This is a genomic window from Pseudidiomarina planktonica (assembly GCF_900177775.1).
In the GTDB taxonomy this organism is placed as follows: Bacteria; Pseudomonadota; Gammaproteobacteria; order Enterobacterales; family Alteromonadaceae; genus Pseudidiomarina; species Pseudidiomarina planktonica.
On the sequence record NZ_FXWH01000001.1, the window covers coordinates 1,700,652 to 1,712,771 of the forward strand.

Here is a 12,120-nt window from a genome sequence, read left to right on the forward strand (position 1 = left end):
TCACCGAAGTGAGCCCTGTTGTTAGCTTTTGAACTCGTGCGAACGAGTTGCTTATGCCAACTTTTCGCGGATACGTGCAGATTTACCTGAACGCTCACGCAAGTAGTACAGTTTCGCACGGCGAACCGCACCACGACGTTTCACGACAACGCTGTCAATGATTGGGCTGTGCGCCTGGAAGCTACGCTCAACACCTTCGCCGTTTGACACTTTACGTACTGTGAATGCTGAATGCAGACCACGGTTACGTTTAGCGATAACCACGCCTTCAAATGCCTGAACACGCTCACGGTTACCTTCTTTTACTTTAACGTTAACAATAACTGTATCGCCCGGGTTGTAATCCGGAAGATCTTTCTTCATTTGCTCGTCTTCGATCGCTTTGATCAAATTTTGACTTACTTTTGCCATGTTAGCCTCACTTTCCTAGAGTTAACTGCCCGATTTAGTGCCGGAAGCCTCATGTTCCTGCTGGAACGCTTTGAGTAGTGCTTCCTGCTCGTCAGTCAGAGCTAGGTCATTTAACAATTCGGGACGTCGCAGCCAGGTTCTACCTAGAGCCTGTTGCAACCGCCACCGGCGTATATTTTCATGATTACCACTCAGCAACACTGAGGGAACCGCCTCACCATCTAATACTTCTGGCCGTGTGTAGTGCGGACAATCCAGTAAACCTTCTGCAAAAGAATCTTCACTGGCTGAATCCTGATGCCCTAAAACACCTGGAACTAATCTGGCAACAGCATCAATCAACACCATTGCTGGTAGTTCCCCACCACTTAACACGTAATCCCCAATCGACCATTCTTCATCAACATGCTGAGTAATAACTCGCTCATCAATGCCTTCATAGCGACCGGCAATCAGTATTAACTTTTCATGTCCGGCTAACTCGCGTGCACCGGCATGATCAAGCTTGCGGCCCTGTGGTGACAAATAAATCACTTTACTGCGCTCGCCAAGCTGTTGTTTCACAGCAGCAATTGCATCAGTGAGCGGCTGTACCATCATCAACATACCTGGACCACCGCCATAAGGTCGGTCATCTACAGTACGATGGCGATCGTGGGTAAAGTCGCGCGGATTGGTCAGGCTAATATTAATTAAGCCATCCCGTACTGCTCGTCCTGTTACACCACTGTCGGTAACTGCACTAAACATTTCAGGAAACAGGGTAATTACCCCTACCTGTAGTTTCGCAGCCATTAAAAATCCGACGGCCAGTCCACAACAATGCGTTTCTCCGCTTTATCCACCGCCTGTACATACTGGCTTTGAATAAATGGTATTAATCGCTCAGAGCGACCAAACGCATCATTACTATTTGCTTTCACCACCATCACATCATTCGATGCGGTGGCCATCAACTGGTCAACTTTCCCCATGTCATAACCGTCGGTGTTAACCACAGTCATGCCAATCAGATCGCGCCAGTAAAATTCATCTTCAGCAAGTGCGGGCAATTGGTCTGGTTGTATGCCAATTTCCATACCGGTGTATAGCTGCGCCATATCCCGATCGGTTATTGCCTCAAACCGCACAATCAATCCTTTGTTGTGCCGCCGCCATTCAGCGACTTGTACCGGTTGCCACTTACCTTGCTTTGCTAACAGCCAGGGGCTGTAAGCGAAAATATCTTCATCAACATCGGTATAAGATTGCACCTTTAACCAACCTTTAACGCCGTAAACCGCGCCTACGCGACCTAAAACGACTTTATCGGTGGATTCTGTCATAGGTTACTTCTACCGTTATTGGTTAGTTACGCTGCGCTACGCGCGTCTTTTACTAATTTAGCTACGCGCTCAGACAATGCTGCGCCGTGGCCTAACCAGTGATCAACACGACCTAAGTCGATGCGTACTTTTTCTTCATTGCCACGTGCGACTGGGTTAAAAAAGCCGACATTTTCAATGAAACGACCGTCGCGGGCATTGCGACTATCGGTCACTACCATTTGGTAGAATGGGCGTTTTTTAGCGCCACCACGTTGTAAACGAATGGTTACCATTACGTTCCTCGATACAGTTTAGTTATGTTAAGTAAATAAAAATACCTCCGACCTATGCCGGAGAGCGCGCTAATTCTACGTATTTTTCACGTAAATGCAAGCTTTGTAAGGCTTGCACCAATTATTTCCTACTAGCGTTTGGGAAACATTCCTGGTGGCAATTTACCACCCATACCGCCACCCATTCCGCCCATGGCTCGCATCATTTTTGCCATGCCACCACCTTTCATCTTCTTCATCATTTTTTGCATTTGCAAAAACTGTTTCAGAAGCTTGTTCACGTCTTGCACCTGAGTACCTGACCCAGCGGCAATACGACGCTTACGCGAACCCTTAATCAAATCTGGAAACTGGCGCTCACGCGGAGTCATGGAGTTAATGATAGCTTCCATGCGTAACGTGGTGCGGTCATCCATTTGACCTTTCACCTGCTCTTTCATGTTACCCATGCCCGGCAGCTTATCCATTAAGCCCATCATACCGCCCATATCACGCATCTGGGCTAATTGGTCACGAAAGTCAGCAAGATCAAACTTGCCTTCTTTCATGACTTTACGAGCCACTTTCTCGGCTTTTTCTTTATCGACTTTCTGTTCCAGATCGTCAATCAGTGACAGCACGTCACCCATTCCCAGAATGCGTGAGGCGACTCGCTCCGGATGAAACGGCTCCAGTGCGTCGTTCTTTTCACCCACACCCAGGAATTTAATCGGTTGGCCGGTAATGTGGCGAATTGATAACGCCGCACCACCACGCGCATCACCATCGGTCTTGGTCAGAATCACACCGGTTAATGGCAGTGCCTCACTAAAGGCTTTGGCCGTATTGGCGGCGTCCTGACCAGTCATGGCGTCTACCACAAACAGCGTTTCGACCGGATTAATAGCTTCGTGTAGAGCTTTGATTTCGGCCATCATGGCCTCATCAATTGCTTGTCGACCAGCGGTATCCACTAGTACAACATCAATAAACTTCTTTTTCGCATGAGCAATGGCGGCGTTCGCAATCGCCACTGGCTTTTCGTCGGTGCTGGATGGAAAGAATTCAACCTCAACTTCCGCAGCCAAGGTTTCCAACTGCTTAATAGCCGCTGGACGATACACGTCAGCACTTACTACCAGCACTTTCTTTTTATGCTTTTCGCGCAGATGCCGCGCTAATTTACCAACGCTGGTGGTTTTACCCGCACCTTGCAAACCCGCCATCAGAATAACTGCAGGCGGCTGCACGTTCAGCTTTAGCGGCTGATTGGCTTCACCCATGGCCGCTTCAAGTTCGCTTTGCACTATTTTTATAAACACTTGCCCAGGTGTCAGGCTTTTATTTACCTCGGCACCAAGCGCACGCTCTTTCACCCGCGCCATAAACGTCTTCACTACCGGCAAGGCAACATCGGCCTCCAGTAATGCCATACGCACTTCACGCAAAGTGTCTTTAATATTGTCTTCAGTTAAGCGACCGCGACCACCAATGGCCTTTAACGATTGCGATAAACGTTCTGATAAATTCTCAAACATGAAAAAACCCGTTCGTTTTGCCAATACCTACAGTTTTGGAAAACCAAAAATGCGTTTGAATAATGCCTATTAGTGTACCTTAGTTCGCGCAAAGTTTCGCAATAGTATTGGGTTTCGCTGCGCCACGCCTTATACTAAATCCACTTATCTATACTGATGTCGTGTCAAGGAACGCACACCATGTTAATGACGCTGCTGATTGTAACGCTTGTGCTGTATCTTGCCAGTGCCTGGATGTTTTTGCGCCAGGTAGCGCAAACCCCTGAAACACTGGTCGCGAGCGGCTTTTTAAAACGCTTCGGCTTGCCATTGCTGGCGGTACTAGCGCATGGCACCATGATTTTTTTCCAGCTTGAACGCGACCACTTTGACCATTTAAACATGGCCAGCTCGCTCAGCATTGTCGCCTGGCTACTGGCAGCCCTAACGCTGTTGCGTGGCAAATCGGCCGGCATGTTGCTACGCCCGGTGATTTATTTGTTTTCGGCTTTTACTGTGCTACTGATGATATTAGCACCAGTTGACTGGGGCGCGACCTTGTCGCCACAACGCGGCTTAGTTATCCATATTGTGCTGTCGCTACTGGCTTATGGTGTACTGCTACTTGCCACTTTATACGCCATTCAATTGCTTTATCTTACCAAAATACTGAAGCAACGCCGCGCTGGGGTGTTGTCACATTATTTACCACCACTGATGAGTGTTGAGCATTATTTCTTCCGCCTGGTAAGTGCCGGTACCATTTTGCTGGCCATAGCTATACTCACCGGCTTTGTGTTTTTAGATAACATGTTTGCTCAGGGCCAGGCGCACAAAACTATATTAAGCCTAATAGCTCTGGCTATTTACGCTGTGATTGTGATTTTGCATAAAGTTCGTGGGGTTCGTGGTCGCGTTATTGTGATTAGTAGCGTTGTTGCGAGCGCAATTTTAACGCTTGGATATTTCGGTAGTCGTTTTGTGAAAGACGTACTGCTTTCTGTCTAGGCACTTATGCTCACAACCGAATAGGTCGAATAAGGCTTGACTTGTTGGCCTATGGCTTTACATTGTGGGCTCTGTATTTAATAAAGGTATTGAATTTTTGGACGACATATCCACCAGTACGCTGCTCATTACCCTAGCCGTACTCTTGCTCATGTCTGCATACTTCTCAGGCTCTGAAACCGGCATGATGTCGATAAACCGCTATCGGCTGCGTCATCTGGTACAGCAAAATAACTCGGGCGCTAAACGCGTTCAGTTCCTACTGGATCGTCCGGATCGATTAATCGGGCTTATCCTTATCGGTAATAATCTGGTTAATATCGCCGCATCATCTATTGCCACTATTATCTGTTTACGGTGGTTTGGTGACGCCGGCCTATTGGTTGCTACGTTCGGCTTAACCCTGATCATTCTGATTTTTTCGGAAGTTACGCCCAAAACCATTGCCGCTTTGCACCCGGAATCGGTTGCCTTTCCAAGTTCGCTAATACTCAAGCCAATGCTTACAGTGATGTATCCGTTGGTGTACGCCGTGAACTTTATTACCAATGGTTTTATGCGCATACTCGGTGTGAATCCGCACCGGGTTGATGGTACTTATGCCCTCAGCTCAGAAGAGTTACGTACCGTGGTAAACGAAGCCAATTCGATGATCCCCTCGCGTCACCAGGATATGTTGCTAAGCATTCTGGATCTGGAAAAAGTGACCGTGGAAGACGTGATGATTCCACGTAACGACATTTTTGGCATTGATATTCAGGACGACTGGAAGAACATCGTCAAACAACTGGGCCAAGGCCAGCACACCCGCATTCTTCTTTACCGCAGTGATATTGATGATGCCGTGGGCTTTTTACATGCCCGCGATATCATGCGTCTGATGAGTAAGAACCAGTTCGAGGCTGACAAATCTACGTTAGTTCGCGCCGCTCGTGATATTTACTTTATTCCTGAAGGCACGCCGCTAAACGTGCAACTTTTGAAATTCCAGCATAATAAAGAACGTATTGGTCTGGTCGTTGACGAATACGGCGACATTCAGGGCTTGGTTACGCTGGAAGATATTCTGGAAGAGATTGTGGGTGACTTCACGACATCAATGGCGCCAACGCCAAGTGATAGTGTGAAACCTCAACCCGACGGCTCTTTTCTGGTTGACGGCACCGCCAACTTACGCGAGCTAAATAAAGAAATGAACTGGGAATTACCACTAGATGGGCCGAAAACAGTGAGCGGCCTTATTATTGAGTTGCTCGGTGATATTCCACAAGCTCAGTTAAGCTTGCGGGTAGCAGGTTATCCGGTAGAAGTTATTGAAACCAGCGATAACCTGGTTAAAACCGTTCGCTTTATGCCAGAATTTTATCGTCCGGAAATAACCGAACAAGAAGACTAGACACTATTAGCAGCGTGGCTTAACCAAAGAACAACCGCCACAGCCAGCCTTTCTGTAAATCTTCCTCACACGAACGCAACTGCGCGCCATAAGTACTGGCGCGTTGTTTTACAATGCGGGACACTTTTACCAACCAGGGTTTTTGCAAGTAGCTTTTGCGCTGATATCCACCCCAACCTTCGTGGTAATTTAAGTACTGACCGTAAGCGTCCCACTTAGAAACACCATTAATGCTGTGAGTTTTATAAATAAACCAGCCCATGAAATCAATCGCATCGGCAAAGTCAGTACGACTGGCCCAACTGTTACCAGTTTCACGTTTGTAGTCGTCCCAGGTGCCGGTTTTGGCTTGTGAATAACCGTAGGCACTACTCACCCGCCCCCAGGGAATAAATCCAAGCAGGTAGTCACGTGGTGGTAGCGCGTCATGCTTAAATGAGCTTTCCTGATACATCATGGCCATCGGCACCTGAATAGGAGCACCCCAGCGTTCCCGGGCGTCTTCGGCAGCATCATACCAATCGCGGTTTTCATAGAAGATTTCGCAAATATCATCAGGCTCTGAGGGTGGTGGTGTTGCACAGCCCGCTAACGACAAAGCCAATACGGTCACGGCCAACATGGCTTTTGGTTTAGTGATACAGCTTTGTCTTCCCTGCTTCATGCAATCGTCCTCAGGATTCTACTGCACAATCATTTTTGGCTTGTTTGGCCTGCTCAAAGTAAGTTGTTAGAAACTCATCAAAACTAGTGCCCTGGTCAGCGCTTTCACGTTCATTAAGCTCTTGCAATGATTGCTCGGCCCATTGCTTAAACTGCGCTTCGGTATACTCTTCCAGCGGTTGCTGCAAGAATTCATCCCGATATTTTTGCGCCAGCGACATACCAAAGACACCGTTATCAATGCCTTGTTCACGCAGCAACTGTAAAATTTGTCCCGACAAAGTAAGTTCAGGATTCAATACCATTTGATAAAGCTCAGTTACTGTCTGCTGATAATCATTCGAATCACCACCAGCTTGATCCATTATTTTTGCAATATCATGAAAGTCTGCAAAAAGTTCTTCCAGCCAATCTGCCAGCAAGCGTTCGTGCCCATTCTGCTGTAGCGTCAGACGTGGATTCCGACCATCCATTACCACCCGATTGAAGTTTTTATCCGCAACTAATTGCTGTGCTTCATCCATGGTTGGGCTGGGTTGTAACAAGCAGTAAAACAGCATTAAATCCAGCATTCGTATTTGTTGCTCGGTAATTCCCACCGGGCTGAATGGATTCACATCCAATGCTCGAACTTCAATATATTCCACCCCAGCACGTTCAAGTGCCTGGGTTGGTGTTTCACCAGCTTCGGCAACACGCTTCGGCCGAATAGTGGCGTAAAATTCATTTTCGATTTGCAGCACTGAGTCATTCAGCTGGCGATAATCGTCGCCAACTTTCACACCGATTTGTGAAAACCGGGTGGATTTTTTGGAAATCGCACGCCGCAGCCCTTGCACGTAGTCACAAACTGAGTTGTAGGTAATACCTAAATCAGCTTGTTCTTTATTGGTATAACCAAGATCACTCATGCGCAGTGACGTGCCGTACTGACGGTATAAAGTACCTTTTCCCAGTTGGCTGAAATCCATTTCCGTATCGGTATGTTTTAAAAATGACTTACAAATAGCGGGAGACGCACCGAACAGGTACGGAATCAACCAACTAATACGCTTATAGTTGCGAATTAAACCGAAATACTGTTCCGAGCGAAATTCCTGATCATCTGCGCGGCCATAACTTGCAGCGAGATCTGACCAAATACCATCAGGAACTGAGAAGTTAAAATGTACGCCGGAAATAATCTGCATGGCGCCGCCGTAACGGAATGTCAGGCCACGCCGGTACAGATTTTTCATGCGACCACTGTGCGACTTACCATACTGAGCAATGAGAATGTCTTTTTCATCGCCAACGTAACACGGCATACTGAGCGGCCAGATAAGCTCTTCACCAAGAGCTCGATAGGTAACCCGATGAATATCCGCCAGTTGTGCCAGTGTTTGCTTCACACTTCGGGCAACCGGGGTAATAAACTCGAGTAAGCTCTCGGCATAGTCAGTAGTAATGTGGGGATGGGTTAAGGTAGCGCCCAGAGCCTGCGGATGTAACTGCGGCGACAAACGCCCGTCAGCGGTAATACGTAATCCCTCGCGCTCAATTCCGCGTTTCAACGCAGCTAAATCACTGCGATTGGCCGAATTAGAGAGCACCTTAAGCAGACTATTAAAGGTCGGTACTGACATTGTATTCCTTCAGATAATTTCGCCTCAGGCGAACCACTAGCATAGCGCAAGCTTACCTTATTATTTGTTCGAACGTCCATGCGAAGTTATCACTAAAAAGGTATAGGTTACTTGGCGCTGGTTCGTTCGCATGGCATCATGAGTGCTTATCATCGCTGTCGCATAGGGAATTATGAAGCGCTCAATTTCATTTTGGCAAGGCATTCAGCTGAGCTTTGTTCTTTTACAAGCTCTGTGTCTGGTGCTGTTCTTCATTTTACCCGACAACCTTAGCTTCTTGCCTCTGCTTATTGCCGTTTCTGTCAGCCTTATTACAGCTGTATTGTTGTGGTTGCGCAGTCGTCAGGACAATCTCCAGCTTGAACTGGAAGCACCCATTATTTCAGCAACCACGTTGCAACTGTTGCAGCATATGTTAAATGATCTGCCCACACGGGTTTACTGGCGCGACAACCAGTTGCAACTACTAGGTAGTAACCGGGCCTTCAAAAGTGACTTTGACATTCCCGAACAAACCCAGCAAGCATTTAGTGATGATTCCGTTCCCCTGCTGGCCGCGAATGACGAGCTGCTTACACGTGACAAAGCCACACTAGAACAACAACAAGCCTCCTGTAATCAACAGGTTCGCCTCGAATTAGGTACCGAAGAGCATTGGATAGAGCATTCCAGTGTGCCCTTATTTGATAACGACGGCCGCCTCATTGGCATACTGGGTAGTTACTACGACGTATCCAAAATTAAGGCCGTAGCGGCGGAAATGGAAACGGCAAAAGAGGCCGCCGAACGGGCCAACGAATCAAAAAGTGAATTTCTGGCCAACATGAGCCATGAAATACGCACACCTATTAACGCCATAGTGGGCATGGCAAATTTATGCCTAAAAACTCAGTTGAGTGAAAAGCAAAAGCGTTATTTAAAAGTCATAGATTCGTCCTCGCAAGCGCTGCTGGGTGTTATTAACGACATTCTTGATTTCTCCAAAATTGAAGCTGGCAAACTCACGATAGAAACCATCCCCTTCGATTTAGAAGACGTACTGGGCACTTTGGCCGACATGTTTGCCTACCGCGCGTACGACAAAGACCTCGAGTTTATTATTAATCTCCCGGCTAATATTCCAACGCTGCTGGTGGGTGACCCACTGCGCTTAAATCAAGTGCTGGTAAACCTGGTGAGCAACGCCATTAAATTTACCGAAGACGGCGAAATAAACGTAGCGGTAACCCTGTTGGATCGTCAGGAACACAAAGTCTGGTTACGTATTTCAGTCACCGATACCGGTATAGGTATGGACGAAGAGCAGCGCGCTAATCTGTTTAAAGCATTTACTCAGGCCGACTCTTCAACCACCCGAAAATACGGCGGCACTGGCCTCGGACTAGCTATTTCCCGGCGCATTATTCACCTGATGCCAGACGGCGATATTGGTGTGATTAGTGCCGAAGGTCATGGCTCTACGTTTTACATAGAGCTAACCTTACCCGTTCAACAGGGCCAGGATGCCTCGCACCATCAAACCTTGCTCAAGAAGCTGCAACACACCCGGATTCTGGCCATCGACGACAACTTAAGTACCCGGGAAATGTTGTACGAGTTGCTGCGCTCTTACAATATGGACGTAAAAGTATGCCGAACCGCTGAACAGGCGCTCGACATTCTTGAAGCCTCGCAAAACAGCGAAACGCCGTTTGATATTGCGTTGGTAGATTGGCGTTTGCCGGGCATGAATGGGCTTGAGTTTTGCGAAGTGGTGCAACAGAAATTCTCTGATTCGGCTCGACCCCAGTTAATTCTGGCTACTGGTTACTACGCCGAAGAGCTAGCCGAACGGGCTTTGCAGGTTGGTGCGCGTGACTTTATTACTAAGCCTTATACCGCAGCGGCGTTGGCGCGCGTACTTACCTCGGTACTCAGCGGCGTAAAAAATGCAGAACGCGTTACCGAAGCTCGCCCGCAAGTTCCCGAGCAAATTCAGCATGCCCCTATTCTGGTAGTAGAAGACAACGAAATTAATCAGCACGTAGCACGTGAAATACTGCAAAGCCACGGCTTCCAAATTGATATCGCCGAGAATGGTCTTGAAGCGGTTGAGAAGGTGCAACAGCATAACTACGCTGCGGTATTGATGGATATTCAAATGCCGGTCATGGACGGCTATCAGGCCACGCAAAACATCAGAACCTTTTACTCACCGCAGCAGTTACCCATTATCGCGATGACCGCTAACGCTATGAGCGGCGATGCGGAGCGTTCATTGGCCGCCGGTATGCAAGGCCACATTCCTAAGCCGATTGATGAAGAACAACTGCTCAGCACCTTGCTCAAGTGGTGTGTGCCGGGACCTTACCAACCGAACTCCAAAGCCAAACCAGCGCCAACTGCAGCAGTGTCGGAAAAGGCTACGAAGAAATATCCGCAAATAAAAGGCATCGACTTTGCCAGTGCGATGGCGCGCCTGCAGCATAACTTGCCGCTTTATATGCGGCTAATTGATCAATTAGTGGAAGAGTATCAACGCAGTGCGTCAAAAATTGCTGACTTCATTTCACGTGGGCAACAAGACAGCGCCCGCCGTTATTTTCATTCCTTAAAAGGCGCAGCCGGAAACTTGGGGTTAGATACCTTGCAGAATCATGCAGCGCAGTTAGAAACTTTTATGGCTGCCGGAGAGATTGATAAGGTTGCGGATAAAATATCCAGAGTGGATGCGCTGCTGGAACAAGCCCAGCAGGCAGCTTCCGACTTACAACTTATGCAGCAGCGCATAGATGCTGCCGGCGACTCATCAACCCACCAGGGCTAAGAGTACGCCTGCAGCAACGGCTGAACCTAATACGCCCGCTACATTTGGCCCCATAGCGTGCATCAGCAGGAAGTTTTGCGGATTAGCTTCCAATCCCACTTTATTCACTACCCGGGCAGCCATAGGCACTGCGGATACGCCCGCCGCGCCAATAAGCGGATTAATTGGCGTGCTACTAAAGCGAGCCAGCAACTTCGCCATGAGTACACCCGCTGCGGTACCAATACTGAAGGCAACAGCACCCAGCACCAAAATACCAAGCGTTTCCAGAGCTAAAAACTCATGCGCGGACAGCTTCGAGCCAACCGCTAGTCCTAAGAATATAGTAACTATGTTAATCAGTTCGTTTTGCGCCGTTTTACTTAAACGATCCACCACACCGGCTTCACGCATTAAGTTACCCAAACAGAACATCCCCACCAGCGGCGTGGCTGTTGGCAAAAATAGCAGCGTTAAAAACAGGGCTGCCAGGGGAAAGATAATTTTCTCGCGACGGGCCACCGGACGCAATTGTTCCATTTTTATAGCCCGTTCTTCCTTCGTCGTCAGCGCTTTCATAATAGGTGGCTGAATAATAGGCACTAACGCCATATAGGAATAGGCTGCTACGGCAATAGGACCAAGTAGCTCAGGGGCCAGAATTGACGTAAGAAATATGGCTGTGGGGCCATCTGCACCACCGATAATGGCAATGGCTGAGGCCTGTTGTAGCGTAAAATCAAAGCCCGGAACATAGTTCAGTAATACCGCACCAAATAAGGTGGCGAAAATACCAAACTGAGCGGCCGCCCCTAACAACAATGTGCGAGGGTTGGCTAATAACGGACCAAAATCGGTCATCGCGCCTACGCCCATGAAGATCAGCAGCGGAAATACGCCGGTGCTAATACCTACTTCATAAATGTAATACAGTAGGCCGCCCGGATCGTTAAAGCCGGCCATAGGAATATTCGCTAAAATACAACCGAAGCCAATAGGCAGTAGTAATAAGGGCTCAAACTTTTTCTTGATAGCCAGAAAAAGTAACAGCGCACCCACTAACATCATCACGGCTTGGCCTATGGTGAAAGCATACAGTGCGGTACTTTCCCACAAGGTTTGTAACGCTTCCATTA

Annotated in this window: 11 protein-coding genes; 3 read left to right on the forward strand and 8 right to left on the reverse strand. The window is 48.1% G+C overall.

Annotated elements, in window-relative coordinates:
• Nucleotides 1–51: 51 nt before the first annotated feature.
• The 5 genes from rplS to ffh all read right to left on the reverse strand — a co-directional run bounded on the left by rplS (nucleotide 52) and on the right by ffh (nucleotide 3,528).
• The gene (gene rplS / locus CCE91_RS08020; protein ID WP_086434660.1) at nucleotides 52–411 is read right to left on the reverse strand and encodes a 50S ribosomal protein L19; all 360 of its coding nucleotides are present in this window, start codon (nucleotides 409–411) and stop codon (nucleotides 52–54) included.
• A 21-nt stretch (nucleotides 412–432) separates the two neighbouring features.
• Complete coding sequence (trmD, locus tag CCE91_RS08025) at nucleotides 433–1,206, reverse strand: tRNA (guanosine(37)-N1)-methyltransferase TrmD (protein WP_086434661.1); 774 nt, start codon at nucleotides 1,204–1,206, stop codon at nucleotides 433–435.
• Nucleotides 1,206–1,736 (reverse strand): ribosome maturation factor RimM, encoded by a 531-nt coding sequence (gene rimM / locus CCE91_RS08030; RefSeq protein WP_086434662.1) that lies wholly within the window; start codon nucleotides 1,734–1,736, stop codon nucleotides 1,206–1,208. Before rimM ends, trmD begins: the two co-directional genes overlap by 1 nt.
• 26 nt (nucleotides 1,737–1,762) lie before the next feature.
• A complete protein-coding gene (rpsP, locus tag CCE91_RS08035) occupies nucleotides 1,763–2,011 on the reverse strand; it encodes a 30S ribosomal protein S16 (RefSeq protein ID WP_086434663.1) in 249 nt (82 codons plus the stop codon).
• Between the two features lie 131 nt (nucleotides 2,012–2,142).
• On the reverse strand, nucleotides 2,143–3,528 hold the full coding sequence (ffh, locus tag CCE91_RS08040) for a signal recognition particle protein (RefSeq protein WP_086434664.1): 1,386 nt from the start codon (nucleotides 3,526–3,528) through the stop codon (nucleotides 2,143–2,145).
• A 180-nt stretch (nucleotides 3,529–3,708) separates the two neighbouring features.
• Between ffh and CCE91_RS08045 the strand changes: the two genes are divergently transcribed.
• Both CCE91_RS08045 and CCE91_RS08050 read left to right on the forward strand, forming a co-directional pair.
• Nucleotides 3,709–4,515 carry a cytochrome C assembly family protein gene (locus tag CCE91_RS08045; protein ID WP_086434665.1) on the forward strand — a complete coding sequence of 269 codons (807 nt, stop codon included), beginning with the start codon at nucleotides 3,709–3,711 and terminating at the stop codon, nucleotides 4,513–4,515.
• 97 nt (nucleotides 4,516–4,612) lie between these two features.
• Nucleotides 4,613–5,911, forward strand: a complete 1,299-nt coding sequence (locus CCE91_RS08050) for an HlyC/CorC family transporter (RefSeq protein WP_086434899.1) — start codon at nucleotides 4,613–4,615, stop codon at nucleotides 5,909–5,911.
• 19 nt (nucleotides 5,912–5,930) lie between these two features.
• On the opposite strand, the gene CCE91_RS08055 is transcribed toward CCE91_RS08050, so the two are convergent.
• On the reverse strand, nucleotides 5,931–6,533 hold the full coding sequence (locus CCE91_RS08055; RefSeq protein WP_198678004.1) for a transglycosylase SLT domain-containing protein: 603 nt from the start codon (nucleotides 6,531–6,533) through the stop codon (nucleotides 5,931–5,933).
• Nucleotides 6,534–6,585: 52 nt separating this feature from the next.
• Nucleotides 6,586–8,199, reverse strand: a complete 1,614-nt coding sequence (gene gshA / locus CCE91_RS08060; RefSeq protein WP_086434667.1) for a glutamate--cysteine ligase — start codon at nucleotides 8,197–8,199, stop codon at nucleotides 6,586–6,588.
• A gap of 172 nt (nucleotides 8,200–8,371) precedes the next feature.
• Here gshA and CCE91_RS08065 point away from each other — a divergent pair, with 172 nt between their 5' ends.
• A complete protein-coding gene (locus CCE91_RS08065) occupies nucleotides 8,372–11,005 on the forward strand; it encodes a response regulator (RefSeq protein ID WP_086434668.1) in 2,634 nt (877 codons plus the stop codon).
• On the opposite strand, the gene CCE91_RS08070 is transcribed toward CCE91_RS08065, so the two are convergent.
• Entirely contained in the window at nucleotides 10,988–12,118 is a 1,131-nt protein-coding gene (locus tag CCE91_RS08070; RefSeq protein WP_086434669.1) for a sodium ion-translocating decarboxylase subunit beta, read from the reverse strand. The two genes, CCE91_RS08065 and CCE91_RS08070, sit on opposite strands and share 18 nt — an antisense overlap.
• Nucleotides 12,119–12,120 lie beyond the last annotated feature (2 nt).